Source organism: Bradyrhizobium lablabi (genome assembly GCF_001440475.1).
Lineage (GTDB): Bacteria > Pseudomonadota > Alphaproteobacteria > Rhizobiales > Xanthobacteraceae > Bradyrhizobium > Bradyrhizobium lablabi.
Genome location: NZ_LLYB01000057.1, coordinates 246,120 through 262,236 on the forward strand (window position 1 = coordinate 246,120; position 16,117 = coordinate 262,236).

The 16,117-nt window shown below is 62.4% G+C and carries 12 protein-coding genes and 1 pseudogene; 7 read left to right on the plus strand and 6 right to left on the minus strand.

What is annotated here, in order from left to right; all coding sequences use genetic code 11:
- The first annotated feature begins 18 nt into the window (after positions 1-18).
- A complete protein-coding gene (locus tag CQ14_RS11945; protein WP_057858062.1) occupies positions 19-834 on the plus strand; it encodes an isocitrate lyase/PEP mutase family protein in 816 nt (271 codons plus the stop codon).
- Positions 835-1,117: 283 nt separating this feature from the next.
- Here CQ14_RS11945 and CQ14_RS11950 read toward each other — a convergent pair whose 3' ends face one another.
- The 4 genes from CQ14_RS11950 to CQ14_RS11965 all read right to left on the minus strand — a co-directional run bounded on the left by CQ14_RS11950 (position 1,118) and on the right by CQ14_RS11965 (position 5,461).
- Positions 1,118-2,209: an ABC transporter ATP-binding protein gene (locus tag CQ14_RS11950; protein WP_057858063.1), complete on the minus strand. Its 1,092-nt coding sequence runs from the start codon at positions 2,207-2,209 to the stop codon at positions 1,118-1,120.
- Positions 2,210-2,285: 76 nt separating this feature from the next.
- Positions 2,286-3,137, minus strand: coding sequence for a carbohydrate ABC transporter permease (locus CQ14_RS11955; protein ID WP_057858064.1), 852 nt, complete (start codon positions 3,135-3,137; stop codon positions 2,286-2,288).
- A 3-nt stretch (positions 3,138-3,140) separates the two neighbouring features.
- Entirely contained in the window at positions 3,141-4,076 is a 936-nt protein-coding gene (locus tag CQ14_RS11960; RefSeq protein WP_057858065.1) for a carbohydrate ABC transporter permease, read from the minus strand.
- Positions 4,077-4,144: 68 nt separating this feature from the next.
- The gene (locus CQ14_RS11965; RefSeq protein ID WP_057858066.1) at positions 4,145-5,461 is read right to left on the minus strand and encodes an ABC transporter substrate-binding protein; all 1,317 of its coding nucleotides are present in this window, start codon (positions 5,459-5,461) and stop codon (positions 4,145-4,147) included.
- An 818-nt stretch (positions 5,462-6,279) separates the two neighbouring features.
- On the opposite strand from CQ14_RS11965, the pseudogene CQ14_RS46110 reads away from it, so the two are divergent.
- Both CQ14_RS46110 and CQ14_RS11970 read left to right on the plus strand, forming a co-directional pair.
- Positions 6,280-6,468 (plus strand): annotated as a pseudogene (locus tag CQ14_RS46110) (IS5/IS1182 family transposase); the annotation flags it as partial.
- 67 nt (positions 6,469-6,535) lie between these two features.
- On the plus strand, positions 6,536-7,402 hold the full coding sequence (locus CQ14_RS11970) for an alpha/beta fold hydrolase (protein ID WP_199805508.1): 867 nt from the start codon (positions 6,536-6,538) through the stop codon (positions 7,400-7,402).
- A gap of 115 nt (positions 7,403-7,517) precedes the next feature.
- On the opposite strand, the gene CQ14_RS11975 is transcribed toward CQ14_RS11970, so the two are convergent.
- The gene (locus CQ14_RS11975) at positions 7,518-7,946 is read right to left on the minus strand and encodes a superantigen-like protein SSL4 (RefSeq protein ID WP_063800347.1); all 429 of its coding nucleotides are present in this window, start codon (positions 7,944-7,946) and stop codon (positions 7,518-7,520) included.
- A 130-nt stretch (positions 7,947-8,076) separates the two neighbouring features.
- Here CQ14_RS11975 and CQ14_RS11980 point away from each other — a divergent pair, with 130 nt between their 5' ends.
- Entirely contained in the window at positions 8,077-8,715 is a 639-nt protein-coding gene (locus tag CQ14_RS11980; protein ID WP_057858068.1) for a trimeric intracellular cation channel family protein, read from the plus strand.
- A gap of 120 nt (positions 8,716-8,835) precedes the next feature.
- Here the strand turns inward: CQ14_RS11980 and CQ14_RS11985 are convergent, their stop codons facing one another.
- Positions 8,836-10,056, minus strand: a complete 1,221-nt coding sequence (locus CQ14_RS11985) for a cytochrome c (RefSeq protein WP_057858069.1) — start codon at positions 10,054-10,056, stop codon at positions 8,836-8,838.
- Positions 10,057-10,346: 290 nt separating this feature from the next.
- Here CQ14_RS11985 and CQ14_RS11990 point away from each other — a divergent pair, with 290 nt between their 5' ends.
- The 3 genes from CQ14_RS11990 to CQ14_RS12000 all read left to right on the plus strand — a co-directional run bounded on the left by CQ14_RS11990 (position 10,347) and on the right by CQ14_RS12000 (position 15,953).
- Complete coding sequence (locus tag CQ14_RS11990; protein ID WP_057858070.1) at positions 10,347-13,838, plus strand: indolepyruvate ferredoxin oxidoreductase family protein; 3,492 nt, start codon at positions 10,347-10,349, stop codon at positions 13,836-13,838.
- A gap of 297 nt (positions 13,839-14,135) precedes the next feature.
- Complete coding sequence (locus tag CQ14_RS11995; protein ID WP_057838693.1) at positions 14,136-14,825, plus strand: cyclase family protein; 690 nt, start codon at positions 14,136-14,138, stop codon at positions 14,823-14,825.
- 144 nt (positions 14,826-14,969) lie between these two features.
- Positions 14,970-15,953 (plus strand): transporter, encoded by a 984-nt coding sequence (locus tag CQ14_RS12000; RefSeq protein WP_057858071.1) that lies wholly within the window; start codon positions 14,970-14,972, stop codon positions 15,951-15,953.
- Positions 15,954-16,117: the final 164 nt, after the last annotated feature.

Sequence of the window (16,117 nt, forward strand, 5' to 3'; positions counted from 1 at the left end):
ATATTGAGGGGAGTGACCATGCTGACATCTGCTGACAAACGCGCCGCATTCAAAAAATTGCACGAGAGCGGATGCTTCATCATCCCCAATCCCTTCGATGTCGGTAGCGCGAAGGCCTTGCAGCATCTCGGCTTCAAGGCGCTGGCTTCCACCAGCGCCGGCTTTGCCTGGACGTTGGCTAAGGCCGACAACCGCGTCACCGTCGACGACGTCTGCGATCATCTTGCGGCGATCTGCGCGGCGGTCGAAATCCCTGTCAATGCCGACTTCGAGGATGGCTTTGCGCACGAGCCGGACAAGGTCGGCGTCAATGTCGCGCGCGCGGTGAAGACCGGCGTCGCCGGCCTGTCGATCGAGGATTATACCGGCGACAACGCCAAGCCGCTGTTCGATCGCGCGCTTGCCGTCGACCGCATCAAGGCGGCGCGGCAGGCGATCGATGCCGACAACAGCGGCGTCCTGCTCACCGGGCGCTGCGAGGCGTTTTTGCGCGGGCAGAAGGACCTGAATCTCGTGATCGATCGGCTCACCGCCTATGCCGATGCCGGCGCCGATTGCCTCTATGCGCCGGGCATCGCGACCGCGGAAGAGATTTCGGCCGTGGTGAAGGCGGTGCATCCAAAACCCGTCAATCTTCTGGTCGGCGCGGCCGGCCCGTCGCTGAAGGACGCCGGCGCTCTCGGCGTCCGCCGCATCAGCGTCGGCGGCGCGCTGGCGCGGATGGCGTGGGCCGGCTTCATGAAGGCGTCAAAGGAGATGGCCGAGCAGGGCACGTTCACCGAATTCGCCCACGGCTATCCCGGCGGCGAACTCAACAAGATGTTTTCCGGCTAGGCCGTGAAGCGATAAATCTACCGAGCTTGTCAGGTCCGCTATGCGATGATAGCGGACCAAATTCCGTATCGCAGCGAAACGACGCTATGTGCCAATAACGAACTCCGGTACCGCAGCAAATGGCATCGTCTATCACCTCGTCAGTACGCGCAGCAAGAAGGGCTCGGGAATGGTTAGGCCAAGTGCCCTCGCGCTCTCCGGGCGTCGTCGAAGCTGGTGACAGGGAGGTCACCGGTTTTGAGCGAATTCCCCTCACCAGTAGAAGATTGGCCAACTTCCGGCGTTAGATGGCCGCCTCGGTCTGCGCGTCAAAAACGTGAAGCCTGGAAGGCCGCATGGCAACGCGCAGCTTGTCGCCCACCCTCACCCTCGCGGTCGGCTCGACGCTCGCCACCATGATACTCTCGCCGACCTTCATATCGAGCAGGATTTCCGAGCCGAGTTGCTCGACCACCTCAATCACGGCATCGAAGCACGGGTGGTCGAGATCAGCGCTATCCGCCACGGTGAGGTCCTCCGGCCGCACGCCGAGCAACACCTCGCGTCCGATATGGCCGCGCAGGCGCTGCGCGGTCTCGTCCGGCAGCTTGATGCGCAGGCCGGAGTTCTCGGCGATCAGCGATCCGTTCGCCTCAGTCACCGTAACGGCGGCGAAATTCATGGCCGGGGAGCCGATGAAGCCGGCGACGAACTTGTTGGCGGGCTGATTGTACAGTTCGAGTGGCTCTCCCACCTGCTGCACCACGCCGTCTTTCATGACGACGACCCGGTCCCCCAGCGTCATGGCTTCGACCTGATCGTGGGTAACATAAATGGCTGTAGTGCCGAGACGCAGATGCAGCTTCTTCAGCTCAACACGCATCTGCACCCGCAGCTTGGCATCGAGGTTCGACAGCGGCTCGTCGAACAGGAACACGCGGGGGTGGCGCACGATAGCACGGCCTAACGCCACGCGCTGGCGCTGGCCGCCTGAGAGCTGGCGTGGCCTGCGCTTCAGCAATTCGCCGATGCCGAGGATGTCAGCCGCCTCCAGCACGCGCTTGTCAATCTCGAGCTTTTCGAATTTGCGCATCTTCAGGCCGAACGCCATGTTGTCGTACACGCTCATGTGCGGGTACAGCGCGTAGTTCTGGAACACCATGGCAATGTCGCGGTCCATAGGCGCCAATTCATTGACCACGTTGCCGTCGATGGAAATGTCGCCGGAACTGATCGCTTCAAGCCCGGCGATCATCCTGAGCGTCGTCGTCTTGCCACAGCCGGAGGGGCCTACGAACACCACGAACTCCTTGTCGCGGATCTGCAGATTGACGTCTTTGACAGCGTGCACGCTGTCAAAGAACTTGTTGATCCCCTTGAGGACGACTTGGCCCATTCGCTTCCACCTGCCTCCCAACGGCCTATGCGCAGTCTGCATGCGCGCTTTCGAATCCCCTTGATCCGTGGTGCTGTCAGCCCTTCACCGATCCGGTCAATCCTGCGACGTAGTGCTCGACGAAAAACGAATAGGCGATCGCAACCGGTATTGATCCAAGCAGGGCCCCAGCCATCAGCGGTCCCCAGTAGAATACATCGCCGCGGATCAGCTCCGATGTGACGCCGACCGGCACGGTTTTCTGCTCAGGCGAGGACAGGAAGACAAGCGCATAGATGAACTCGTTCCACGACAGCGTGAAAGCGAAAATGCCGGCCGAGAGGATGCCCGGGATCGCCACCGGGATGACGATGTAGAGCATAGCCTGCCAGCGCGAGGCGCCGTCAATGCGCGCGCATTCCTCGAGCTCCTTGGGTACCGCCTTGAAGTAGCCCATCATGAGCCAGGTGCAGAACGGAATAAGAAAGGTCGGATAGGTCAGAATCAGTGACCAAGGCGTATCACCCAGCCGATAGTTGCGTATGATCTCTGCCAGCGGAATGAACAGCAGCGTTTGGGGCACCAGATAGGTAATGAAGATGCCGGTGCCCAGGCTCCCGGCAAATGGAAAGTTCAGCCGCGACAGAGCATAGCCGGCGAACACGCCGCACACGAGCGAGATAGCGGTTGACGCGAGCGCGATGAACGTCGTGTTCCACAGCCACGATGCGAACAGCGTCTCCTCGAACAGGTACCTGACATGGTCCCACGTCGGTTTCCAGGTCCAGAACGGATTGTAGTTGCTCGAATTCCAGGGCCGGTAAAGCTCGCCGTCCGGCCGCACCGAGGTGATCACCATCCAGTAGAACGGGAACAGCAGGAAAAGCAGGAACAACGCCATGGGGACGTAGAAGAACATCCACTTTCGCCACCTTGCGCCTTCGATCATGGCTCAGCGGACCTCCACCCGGCGGATGTAGAGAAGTTGGATGATGACGACCAGAAACAGGACCGGAAACATTGCGAGCGAGATGGCGGCGCCCTCGCTCAAGAGTCCGGTGCCGATGCCGATCTGATAGGCGTAGGTGGCGAACAGGTGCGTTGCGTTGGCCGGCCCGCCGCCCGTCATCACATAGACGATCTGGAAGTCGGCGAACGTCTGAATTACCGAGAACAGCACCACGACCATGGTCACGGGCAGCAGCAGCGGCCAGGTGATGTGCCAGAACCGCTGCCACGGCTTGGCGCCGTCGATGGCGGCGGCCTCGCTGAGTTCGGGACTGATGGTCTGCAAGCCGGCGAGCAGGCTGATGGCAAAGAACGGCACCCCGCGCCAGATGTTGACGATGATAATCGAGATCATGGCGAGGTCCGGATCGCCCAACCAATTGATCCGACCGGTGATCAAACCGAGATGGTAGAGGAGCCAATTGAGAACGCTGAACGTCGGGTCGAACATCCACTTCCAGGCGAAAGTCGAGAGCACCGTCGGAATAATGAACGGCAGCAGGATGAAAGCACGGGTAAAAGCCTTGCCGCGGAAATTACGGTTGAGCAGCATGGCCAGCCACAGTCCGAGCGCCAGCTTGAAGACGGTAGTCACGCCCGTATAAAGGAAGGTGTTGTAAACAGCGGTGCGAAAGATCCCGTCATTGAAGATCTTGTGGAAGTTGGCGAGGCCGACGAAGTCGCCGGGCATACCGACGCGCGAGCTGGTGACCGACAGCAATATCCCTCGAATGAAGGGATAGGCGATGAACATGCCGAGCAGCACGATGGTCGGCACCAGCAGCACGAACGCCAACCAGCGCTCGTCCTCGAGCAAGCGCCGTCGCCGGGGAGGGGGCGCCTCGCGGAGCGTGGTGTCGGAAACCGCGCTTATTGCCATGTTCGATCCTCGTCGGCCGGAAGATTCCCTTGCTCCCCACGAAAAATGGGGAGGGGGACGGCTTAACCTCAGACGTAGACCTTCTTGAGCTCAGCCTCTGCCCACTTCACGGCATCCTCGGCGGGCATGCCTTGGACGGCCTTTGCGTACATATCAATGATGATGTACTTGGTTACGACCTCGGCTGCCTTGCGCGTAGAGGGCCCTTGGTAGCCAGCGAAGCGCCCTGTGCGCGCCGCTTGCTTGTAGGGCAGCATGATCGGGTCGTCGCCCCACAGCTTGTGCTTTTCCCAATCCGTGGTCGGGCCGACCGAGAAGCCCTTCTGGGAGACGAACCACTTGTCGTAGACGTCCTTGGAGTGGATCCAGCCAAGGAATTTCTTCGCCGCATCCTGGTTCCTCGAATAACCCATCAGGAGGTTCGAGAACGGGACGTGATAGCTGAACTGCCCGCCGGGGCCCTTGGGCAGCGCGGCGTGCAGGATGTCGTCCTTCAGTTGCCCGCCCGTCTCCGTCTTGTAGGTATCCGGCTTGCGCAGAGACTCGATGTAGATCGAGGCGCCATTGAGCGTGGCGCTGCACGTCCCGGACAGAAAAGCGCGGTTGTTGTTGGAATCGTCCCAGGCGAGCCCGCCTTCATCGTGGGCGTCCTTCCAAAAGGCCACCATGAATTTCACCGACTCGACCGTTGCCGGGCTATTCAGCACAACCGTCTTGCCGTCTGCTTCGACCTCCTTGCCGCCCCAGGACCACAAATAGGGGTAAGCGAAGGCGGGCGCATCGCCGAAGGTGTGACCTAGCGTTTGGCCGATAGGCCGTCCCTTTGCTTTCAGCTTCTTGCCGGCCTCGCGATACTCTTCCCACGTCTGGGGAAATTTTCCATCCGTGTAGCCGATCTCGGCAAACCAGGACTTTCGGTATGCGATCTGCAGGCCGACGATGCACCACGGCACTGCGATCCATTTCTTGCCGTCATTGGCAACAGCGCGGGATGTTTCGTAGAAGCCGCCCTGGCTCTTGCCGAGCGCCTCAGCGAGGTCGCTGACATCTATGACGCTCTCGCCGTAAAGTTGCCCCCAATTGTTGAGGACACAGACGATGTCGGGGCCTGACCCCGACTGGATCGCCGAGGTGACGCGGGCCTGGATATCGTTGGCGTTGATGGTCTCGATATTGAGCTTGATGCCGAGCGCCTTCTCGCACTCCTTGGCGATTTCGTTGCGCAGAAGCTGATCCGACGCCGGAACGAAGTCGGTCCAGCGCAGCCAGTGCACCGTGGTGGCTTGCGCATAGGCAGGCGCCCTGCCGGCCGCCAGGATGCCGGCCATGCCGCCCACAAGCGCGGTGCCGCCCTTGAGGACGTTACGTCGGGTTACCGTCGTCATGCATTCCTCCCTCGGTGTGTCTGAGCTGATGCCCTTCGGCCAGTCTTGCGCCGGCTTGGAGTCCCTTTCAGTCTATCGCGCCTCCGTGGTTCAACGCATGCGCACGTTGTCGCCCGCGCAATACGTTGGCTCGATGATCATTTGTTGGTGTTTCACTTTCAGCGCCGTGGTGGCGAGTACGCCGCAAAACAGGGTGAATTCTGCGCAGAGCAGCGGCGCGATTACATCGTTCCCAATCGTAACGGCGATACGACCGGCGGCCTGGATCGGGTCGGAGTTGCAGCCAGCGCATGCACCCTACCGTCATAACGGTCCCTCCCGCGCAGCGACGGTATTGCCGTGGCCAAGCGGGTTTTCCCCGTCTTATTTGAAGTTCGGCACCGGAAGCTGGCGCGACGTCATTGTCGCCCGTCGCAGCAGGAAATCAAGTGCTGGCTTTGAGGCACCGGCCATAGTCTCACGTCGTGAACTGGCCGGCCACCAAAAGTATCCAACCCGTTACCTAAGACGCTTCGTCTGAGGCGACTACAGAATCGCCCATAGCTCTCTTTGTGGGTTCGCGGCCAATTGACGAGTCTCCTTTGGGGTAATCGCGCCAGGTCGCCGGCGGGGCCGAAGGCCGCTTCGCACCCTTCATTCCTTTCTTCTGGGGAATCTGGTCCTCCTCCAAACGCAAGCCGGCGGCACAGAGCCTGCTGGCGCACCTGTTGCGGCCGAAGGCAATCGAAAGGATTGTGGCGCGAGCGGAGGCCACGACCTTCCCAAGATCGCAGTGCAGATCTATTCCCAGGGCTGGCTGGCGTCTGGGACCAGATCATGCGCTTGCTGCCGGTCGTGACGCGGCGGTACAGATGATTGATACCTTCGTCGTCCGCGCGCACCAGCACGGAGCCTTATCGCGGACAACAATCATCAGGATATGGGTCGCCCGCGAGAGGCCTGACCAGCAAGATTCACGCGGTCGTGGACACCAATGGCCTGCTGTCCATCTCGCGCTCACGCCCGGCTAGGCGTAGTATCCCCATTTGACGTTTGCACTATCCTGCCGCATCCTCTTGGTTAGGAAGATGAAGTTTGCGCGAATTGGTTCTCACGGGCATTTCGGTCTGCTTTTTGATCCTGAGCGCCCCGGTAGCGCAGGCCGAACGTGCGCGGGAAATCATCGCATATCAAGATGTGCGCATCGACGTGATCGCCGAGGGGCGCGGTCCGTCGGTGGTGCTCTTGCCCGGGCGCGGCCGTGACTCCGAGGATTTCGACGATCTGGCGGCGGGTATAGCCAAGGCAGGCTTTCGGGTGCTGCGGCCGCAACCCCGCGGAGCGGGCGCCAGCCATGGTCCGATGCAAAACCTGTCGCTGCACGATTTCGCGCGCGATATCGCCGCTGTCATCAGGCATAATGGCAACATGCCCGCCGTCATCGTCGGGCACGCTTTCGGCAATTGGGTCGCGCGCATGACGGCGACCGACTATCCCGAACTCGTGCGCGGGGTGGTGATCGTGGCGGCTGCCGCGAAGGCCTATCCGGCGGGATTTGCCGGAGCGAAGGAATTGTCCGACGCTGTCCGGAAGGCCGGCAATCCATCGCTGCCTGAAGCGGAGCGGCTGGAGGCCCTGCGCATGGCGTTCTTTGCTCCGGGCCACGACGCGCGCGTCTGGTTGGCCGGCTGGCATCACGAAGTGGATGAGGCTCAGTTCGCGGCGGGCCGCGCGACCCGGCAATCGGAGTGGTGGCCGGGCGGCAAGGCGCCGATGCTCGATGTGCAGGCCGAGCTTGATCCTTTCAAGCCGCGCAGCATGATGAACGAACTCAAGGAAGAGTTCGGGGCGCGTGTGGATATCGTCGTGATCCCGAACGCCAGTCACGCCCTGATACCGGAGCAGCCGGCCGCGGTCATCGATGCGATCGTGACATGGATTGGAAAGCTGCCGCAGCCCTGAATGCGAAGCGCGAAGAGATAAAGTCGAATTTCGATCGGGCTCATTCATCGCGGCCCGAAAAAAAACGTAGCGAGCATTGCTGCTCGCTACGCGGCTGGCTCACAGCTATCAGCCGTTACTGCTTGCTGGCCGGCGAGTTGTCGGCCGGCGGTGTCGTCTTGTTCATGTCCGTGCTGGGCGAGGCCGGCGGCGTCGGGCGATTGGTCGCGGCGCCCGTGGTCGTGCCGGGTTCGGTGTTGGTGCGTGGCGTTACGTCACGCATGCCCGGAGGCGCCGCGGGGTTGGCCGGCTGCGTCTGCGCGGTCTGATTGGGCGGCGTGGTGCCGGCCTGATTTACGGTGGTGTTGTTGAGGCCATAGAACAGCGCGCCGAGCACGACCGCGATCGCGACCGCAAACATCGCGACCTTGGCGCCGCTCGGTGAACCCTCGGCCAGCGCGGGGTCGGGCTGCAACTCATTGTCGAGACTGTTGAAGCGGGCCTGACGGCGGATTTCTTCATCGCTCAGACCGGCGCGGTAGGGATCGTTTGGATTGGGTTGCATGAATAGTTCCTCCGTTAGCATCCCAGCTAAGCGGAAAGACAATTGTTGGCGCGACCGGATGTTCCGCGCCAAAGTTGCAACCCCGTAATGTTGGAACCGCTGATTCCAAGGTTTTGAATGCGAGGTCGCCATGTGGAACTTGCCGCCCACCGATACCGTCCTGCATCTGCTTTCCTATGTGGCGCTGACCGCGCAGGCGATGACGGCGGCGCTGGCTGCGGGGCGGCGCAGCATGGATTGGGCCGGCGTATGCATGCTCGGCTGCATTACGGCGCTCGGCGGCGGCACCATCCGCGACGTGTTGCTCGGGCACTATCCGCTCATGTGGGTGCAGAACCCGTCTTACCTGGCGCTGACCGGAATTGCGGCCTTCGTGACCATCCTGATCGCGCGGCAGGTGCATCGGCTCAATGCGGCGTTTCTGGTGCTGGATGCGATCGGGCTGGTCGTGTTCACCATGGCCGGCTGCGATGTCGCCTTGCAGATGAACGCCTCGCTGCCGATCGTGATCGTGTCGGGCATGATCACCGGCTGCGCCGGCGGCGTGCTGCGCGACATCCTCTGCAACGACGTGCCGTTGTTGTTTCGCGCCGAACTCTACGCCAGCGTCTCCATCGTGACCGGCCTGTTCTACGCCACCGCCTTCGGGCTCAACCTCAATGCCCAGCTCTGGACCGTGCTGACCTTTGTGCTCGGCCTGACGCTGCGCCTGCTGGCGATCCGCTACAAATGGGAGATGCCGAAATTCGTGTTTAATGGCGATCGCTAGTCCTCATCCTGAGGAGCCGCGTAGCGGCGTCTCGAAGCATGTAGGCCCCGTCTGTGGCCACATGGTTCGACACGCCGCTTGCGCGGCTCCTCACCATGAGGGGCGGGCGGGAGCGCCGCGCTACTTCGCCCGCCGCGCTTTCGCGACTTCATCCGCCGTCACCAGCGGCGCCGCATTGCCCCAGGCATTGCGGATGTAGTTGGTCACGTCGGCAATCTGCTGGTCCGTCATCTTCGCGGCATAGGCCGGCATCGATCCCTTGTTGGGCGCGCGCGGCGTCGTCACCGTCTCGGCGCCGTCGAGGATGATGCGCAGCGTGCTCCAAGCGTCCTCGGATTGCAGATTGGCGTTGCCGGGCAGCGGCGGATAGATCCGCGGCGCGCTCGATCCGTCCTCTTCGTGGCAGGCGATGCAGGCGCCATTGTAGAGCTTTTTGCCCGCAGCCATCCGCACAGGCGAGGGCGGGGTGACCTTCGGCTCCGGCGCGCCGGCCGGCAGGTCTTTCAGGTAAACCGCGATGGCGCGGATATCTGCATCGCTCATCTTCGAGGTCGAATTGACCACGACTTCCGACATCAGTTCGCCCGCATGGCTTTTGGCATTACGGCCGCTCTGCAGATATTCGGTGATATCTTCCACGCTCCAGGATTTCAGACCGCTGCGCTCGGCAGCATCCAGCCGCGGCGCGAACATGCCCGCGACGCGCCCGCCGCCATAGGCCCGGCCACGCCTGTCCGCGCCGAACATGTTCTTCGGCGTATGGCAGGCGCCGCAATGCGCGACACCCTCGACCAGATAGCGGCCGCGATTCCATTCCGCGCTTTTCTGCTGGTCCGGCATCAGGATGCCGGGCTTGAAGAACAGCCAGTTCCAGCCGCGCATGACGAAGCGGTAGTTGAACGGAAAGCGCAGTTCGGGCGCGCGGGGCTCGCTGCCCACCGGCGCCAATGTCGCCAGATAGGCGCGGATTGCAAAAATGTCCTGCCGCGTCAGCCTGGTGAAATTCGGGTAGGGGAAGGCCGGGTAATAACGCGAGCCGTCGCGGGCCACGCCGAACCGCAGGGCGCGGTAGAAATCGTCATCGCTCCACGCCCCCAATCCGGTCTCGTGATCCGGCGTCAGGTTCGGCGAATAGATGCCGCCGAACGGCGTATCGATCCGTTTTCCGCCGGCGAACGGTCTTGCGGGATCGGCGGTGTGGCAGCTTGCGCAGTCGCCGGCCTCCGTCAACGCCTTGCCGCGCGCGATGTCTTCGGCCGTCGGCTCGACCTTCGGCTGGGCATGGAGATTGCCGACGGCGAACGCAGTGCACAAAAGCAACCCGGCGAGAATCGCCCGCATGATCCGACGTCGTCCCTGCACCATCTGGCCTCCTCAGGCGTTATAGCGCGAAAGCGGACAGAGGAGGGACGTCATGCCATTTCGCGCCGGGGCTTCCGGACGACACAAACCGAAATGCGCCGCCGTTATTCCCGGCACGAAATTGCGATCTTTGAAGAGGCGGCTTCGGGAACGAGATTTGTGCTGCGCGGGCGGAAAAATCCGACATAGACTGGTTCTAATGAGTTCAGATGACTAGCTAAAAACAGTCGTTCCGAACAAAGCTCCACCGGCTGGCAAAGAGGGCTGCAATGGGAATCAACCAAGGTCCGATCAGTCTCGACCAGAAATATACGCAAGGCACCGGCCACATTTTCCTGACCGGCATCCAGGCGCTGGTCCGCCTGCCGATGGCGCAGATCCGCCGCGACCGTGCCGCGGGCCTCAACACCGCGGGCTTCATCTCCGGCTACCGCGGCTCGCCGCTCGGCGGCTACGACCAGCAGCTCTTCGCCGCCCGAAAGCATCTCGACCAGTACAACATCAAGTTCCAGCCCGGCGTGAACGAGGACCTCGCGGCCACCGCGATCTGGGGCTCGCAGCAGCTCAATCTCTCGCCCGGCGCCAAATATGATGGCGTGGTCGGCATCTGGTACGGCAAGGGCCCCGGCGTCGACCGCTGCGGCGACGTGTTCCGGCACGGCAATACCGCGGGCTCGGCGAAAAACGGCGGCGTGCTCGTACTTGCCGGCGACGACCATGGCGCAAAATCCTCGACCGTGCCGCATCAGTCCGACCACGCCTTCATCTCCGCGCTGATGCCTTATCTCTATCCCTCCAGCATCCATGAAATGATCGAGATGGGCCTTCTGGGGATCGCGATGTCGCGCTACTCCGGCTGCTGGGTCGGCATGAAGGTGATCACCGAGACGGTGGAAACCACCGCCGAGATCGACCTCACCGACGAGATGACGCCGTTCGCGATCCCGACCGATTTCGAGATGCCGCCCGGCGGCCTCAATTTGCGCTGGCCCGACGACCGCTATCTGCAGGACCTGCGCCTGCAGGACTACAAGGGCTATGCCGCGATCGCCTTTGCGCGCGCCAACAAGATCAACCGCATCACCATGGATTCGCCGAATGCCCGTTACGGCATCATGGCGTCGGGCAAAAGCTACGAGGACATCCGTCAGGCGCTGCGCGAACTGGGGATTACCGAGGAGGTCGCCGCCAAGATCGGGCTTCGGCTTTACAAGATCGGCATGCCCTGGCCGCTGGAGCCGGAAGGCGTCCGCAATTTTGCCGTCGGCCTCGAGGAAATCTTCATCATCGAGGAACGCCGCGAGATCGTCGAGAACCAGGTCAAGCAGGAGCTGTTCAACTGGCGCGACGACGTCCGCCCGCGCATCGTCGGCAAGATGGACGACCACGACAAGCGTTTTCTTACCTTCGCCGCCGAGCTTTCCGTCGCTTCTCTCGCGAGCTCGCTGACCGAACGCCTGCTTCGACTTAACCTCAACCCCGAAATCGCCGCGATGCTCCGCGCCAGGGCCGACTGGTTCAACGGCCGACAGGCGACCCAGATGCAGGCAGTCGCCCCCGTCACCCGCACCCCGTATTTCTGCTCGGGCTGCCCGCACAACTCGTCGACCAAGGTGCCCGAGGGCAGCCGCGCCTTTGCCGGCATCGGCTGCCACTTCATGGCGCTGTGGATGGACCGCAACACCGAGACCTATACCCACATGGGAGGCGAGGGCGTGCCGTGGGTCGGCGTCGCCCCCTTCACCAAGGAAGAGCACGTGTTCGCCAATCTCGGCGACGGCACCTACTTCCACTCCGGCAGCCTCGCGATCCGGCAGGCAATCGCCTCGGGCGCCAACATCACCTACAAACTGCTCTACAACGATGCGACCGCCATGACCGGCGGCCAGCATGTCGACGGCGAATTGTCGCCGCAGCAGATCACCTTCCAGCTTCACGCCGAAGGCATCCGCAACATCTATCTCGTTTCGGAAAATCCCGGCGCCTATCCGGCCTCCGACATCGCGCCCGGCGTCAAGGTCGCGCATCGCGACGAACTCGACGCGGTCCAGAAGACCTGCCGCACGCTGAAAGGCACCTCGGCGATTGTCTTCGTGCAGACCTGCGCCGCCGAAAAGCGCCGCCGCCGCAAGCGCGGCCTGATGGAAGACCCGGCGCGCCGTATCATGATCAATCCGGCCGTCTGCGAAGGCTGCGGCGATTGCTCGGTGCAGTCGAACTGCATCTCGGTCGAGCCCCTGGAAACCGAGCTGGGCCGCAAGCGCACCATCAACCAGTCGACCTGCAACAAGGACTATTCCTGCCTCAAGGGCTTTTGCCCGTCCTTCGTCACCATCGACGGCGGCAAGCCGCGCCGCCGCGCGCCGGCCAGCCTCGGTGACATCGGCGATCTGCCGGAGCCGGCCTCGTTCCCGTCGCTGGAGCGGCCCTACAACATCGCCGTCGGCGGCGTCGGCGGCACCGGCGTACTTACGATCGGCGCGCTGCTCGGCATGGCCGCCCATATCGAAGGCAAGGCCAGCATGATCCTCGACATGTCGGGCCTGGCGCAAAAGGGCGGCGCGGTGCTCAGCCACGTCCGGCTGTCGGAACACACCGCCGACGTCACCTGTTCGCGCATCGTCACCGGCACCGCCGATCTCGTAATGGCCGCCGACGAGGTGGTAGCGGTGTCGAAGGACATGGTTACGCTGTGCGAATCCACTCGCACCGTCGGCGTCATCAACAGCCACGTCATTCCGACCGCGGACTTCATCCTCAACCGCGACTTCAACTTCCAGAGCCGCAAGCTCAATTCAGTGCTGGAGACGGAGCTTCGCAAGGACTCTTCGTTCTTCGATTTCACCACGCCGGCAGAAGCGCTGCTCGGCGACTCCATCGCCACCAACGTCATGATGCTCGGCTACGCCTATCAGCGCGGCTTGCTGCCACTTTCGGCGAAAGCGATCGAGCAGGCGATCGAGGTCAACGGCGTCTCCATCAAGATGAACACGCAGGCCTTCCAGCTTGGCCGGCTCGCCGCGGCTGACCCGGCGCGGTTCAAGGAGATGATGAAGGATCATGATGCGGTCGCTCCGGCAAAGACGCTGGATGAGATGACGCTCGACGAGATCATCACCCATCGCATGGGCATGCTGACCGATTACCAGAGCGCGCGGCTCGCCAAGCGTTACCGCAAGCTGGTCGATCGGGTGCGCGATGCCGCGACCAGGGGCGGCTATGGCGACGCGCTGCCGCGCGCGGTGGCAATCAACTACGCAAAGCTGCTCGCCTACAAGGACGAGTACGAGGTGGCGCGGCTGTTCACGGATGGCAAGTTCGAACAACAGCTCCGCGACCAGTTCGAAGGCGACTTCAAGTTCAACTTCAATCTCGCGCCCCCGATCCTCGGCGGGGCTAAGGATGCGCTGGGACGGCCGAAGAAGCGCGCCTTCGGCGCATGGATGTTGCCCGTGTTCCGGACGATGGCAAAGGTGCGCTTCCTGCGCGGCACGCCGCTGGACGTGTTCGGCTACTCGGCGGACCGCAAGCTCGAGCGCGAGCTGATCGGGAATTACGAGAAGGACGTCGACACCGCGCTCGGCCTGTTGTCACAGGTGACGCACGACACCGCCGTCGAACTCCTGAACCTGCCCGACCGTGTCAGAGGCTACGGCCCGGTCAAGGAGAAGGCAGTCGTGGACGCCAAAGCCCGCCACGCCCAACTCACCGCCGACCTCGCCAACCCGCCGCCCGCGCCGAGACAATTGGCGGCGGAGTAAATCTGCGGAGCCGTAGGGTGGGCAAAGGAGCGCAAGCGACGTGCCCACCGTCTGCCGACGTATGCGCCGCTTGACGGTGGGCACGCGGAGATCTGATGTCGATTGGTTTCCTTCTCGCGCTTTGTACGAAATAGCAAATCGGAATATTGTGGAATCGGTCGGAGAGCCTTATCGCGCGGGGCCTTTCAGCAGGATTGAAAGTTCAGAAATCGTTTCCACCTTGCGAAAGGCCGTAGAAATGCGGATTTCCTTCGCACCATCTCCGCAGCTCCACCAGGAGCAGCAAAGGGGGATTCCATGGAAATGATCGATCTGAGTCGTGACCTGTTCCACCGCACGCAAACGCATCCTAGTCATCCTCCTGTGATCATCTCCGTGTGGTACGACCACGCCGAGAAGAAGCGTGCGGGAAACACAGAGTTTTCCTCCAAGGCGTTGTCCATCGCCTTTAGCGATCATGCGGGAACACACGTGGATGCACCGGTGCACTTCGATCCCCGTCCCGGGGCGCTATCAATCGACCAGATGCCGCTGGAGAAATTCTATACGCCCGGCATCTGTCTCGATCTGTCCCATGCACCGCTGCGCCATGCCGTGACGGTCCCGGAAATGGAAGCGGCGCTGGCGGCTTCGGAGCAGGAAATCCGCGCTGGCGACACCGTGCTACTGCACATGGCCACCAACGATCGCCTGCTTGGCAAGCCGGGCTACCAGCACGATTTCCCCGGCCTCGCGGTGGAAAGCGTGCATTGGCTGGCGGACCGGGGCATCGGCATGTTTGGTGTCGAGGCGGTGAGTCCGGCTCCGGAAGGCGAACCCAACTTCCAGGCCCATCTCGCATGTGCCGAGCGGGGAATCACACACATGGAAGGCCTTGCCAATCTCGACAAGCTTGTGGGGCGCGGTCGATTCCGCTTCATCGGCTTTCCACTCAAGATCCGCGGTGGCACCGCAAGCCCCATTCGCGCGGTCGCGATCTTCGAGTGAGTCCGCCTGGCACCACACCTGCTTGTGGTGAAACTATCCAATTGAATCAAAAGCTTGTGTCGAGCTCTTCGATGGGGTGTAGTCGCCATCAGCTTGCCACTGCGTTGACGCATTGCCTGCTTCGCACCAGCAACGGGTTAGCAGATGGACCAGCCTCTCGCCGACATCGGCATCATCTCCGCCTATCGTTTCGCGAGCGACGGTTCCGCAACGAAGCTCGACGTCACCAACCTCGATGCGGAACTCGCCAATCCGCACGGCTGGCTGTGGTTGCATTTCAATCTGGCCAACCGTCGCTGCCACGACTGGCTTGCCGGGAATGCGCGTCTGTCCGATGTCGCGCGCGAGACCCTGCTCGATGCCGACGAGCATATCCGCCTCGATATTTTCGACGAGGAGATCGCCGGCGTGTTGCCCGATCTGCATCAGGAGTTCATGCAGGAGGGCGACGATCTCCTGCGGGTGCACTTTGCGATCTCGTCAAGGCTGATGATCACCGCCCGGCGCAAGCCGCTGCGCGCGATCGAGCTGACACGGCGCGCGCTCGATAGCGGCCGCAAGTTTCCTACCCCGGTGTCGCTGTTCGATGCGATCGTCGACCAGTTCGCCGACGTGATCGGGCGCTATTCGGCGGGCCTCGGGGATGAACTCGACATCGTCGAGAATCATGTCCTGCACGATGAGATCGACGATGAGCGGTTGCGGCTCGGCCGCGTGCGCTTGCAGGCGATCCGCACGCGGCGGCAGCTGTCGCAGATCCGGGCGCTGTTTCATCGCCTGGAGGCGCGCGAGGACGTCGAATCCGAACACCTGCTGTCGGCGATGCGCAAGCTGGCGCAGAAGTTCGACGCGCTCGACTACGAGTTCAGCGCAATCTACGAGCGCGCGCGGCTGCTGCAGGACGAGATCGCCGGCCGCATGACGGCGATCACCAACCGCCGCCTGTTCACCCTGTCGGTCCTGACCGCGTGCATGCTGCCCTCGACGCTGGTCACCGGCTTCTTCGGCATGAACACCAAGGACATGCCGTTCCAGAGCGGCGACGGCGGCACCTGGTACGCGCTCCTGCTGGTGATCGCCGCGGGAGCGCTGACCTGGTGGCTGCTCAGGCGGACCAAGGCGCTGTAGCCGATCACTCGTCGCGGAACCTATGGAAGCTCGCCTTTGTGCACATTTGCGACGGCTCTTTCGGGAGCACGGAAAGAGGATTAAGCTTCATTCGTTCAGTGCCACATAGACGTGCCGAAATCCCGTGATTGAGGGCGACGTCAGTGCCTTCGACAGCAAGCATC

Coding starts and splice junctions, on each gene's coding strand:
- CQ14_RS11945 (WP_057858062.1), top strand. CDS start 19: ATGCTGACATCTGCTGACAAACGCGCCGCATTCAAAAAATTGCACGAG.
- CQ14_RS11950 (WP_057858063.1), bottom strand. CDS start 2,209: ATGGGCCAAGTCGTCCTCAAGGGGATCAACAAGTTCTTTGACAGCGTG.
- CQ14_RS11955 (WP_057858064.1), bottom strand. CDS start 3,137: ATGATCGAAGGCGCAAGGTGGCGAAAGTGGATGTTCTTCTACGTCCCC.
- CQ14_RS11960 (WP_057858065.1), bottom strand. CDS start 4,076: ATGGCAATAAGCGCGGTTTCCGACACCACGCTCCGCGAGGCGCCCCCT.
- CQ14_RS11965 (WP_057858066.1), bottom strand. CDS start 5,461: ATGACGACGGTAACCCGACGTAACGTCCTCAAGGGCGGCACCGCGCTT.
- CQ14_RS11975 (WP_063800347.1), bottom strand. CDS start 7,946: ATGCAACCCAATCCAAACGATCCCTACCGCGCCGGTCTGAGCGATGAA.
- CQ14_RS11980 (WP_057858068.1), top strand. CDS start 8,077: ATGTGGAACTTGCCGCCCACCGATACCGTCCTGCATCTGCTTTCCTAT.
- CQ14_RS11985 (WP_057858069.1), bottom strand. CDS start 10,056: ATGCGGGCGATTCTCGCCGGGTTGCTTTTGTGCACTGCGTTCGCCGTC.
- CQ14_RS11990 (WP_057858070.1), top strand. CDS start 10,347: ATGGGAATCAACCAAGGTCCGATCAGTCTCGACCAGAAATATACGCAA.
- CQ14_RS11995 (WP_057838693.1), top strand. CDS start 14,136: ATGGAAATGATCGATCTGAGTCGTGACCTGTTCCACCGCACGCAAACG.
- CQ14_RS12000 (WP_057858071.1), top strand. CDS start 14,970: ATGGACCAGCCTCTCGCCGACATCGGCATCATCTCCGCCTATCGTTTC.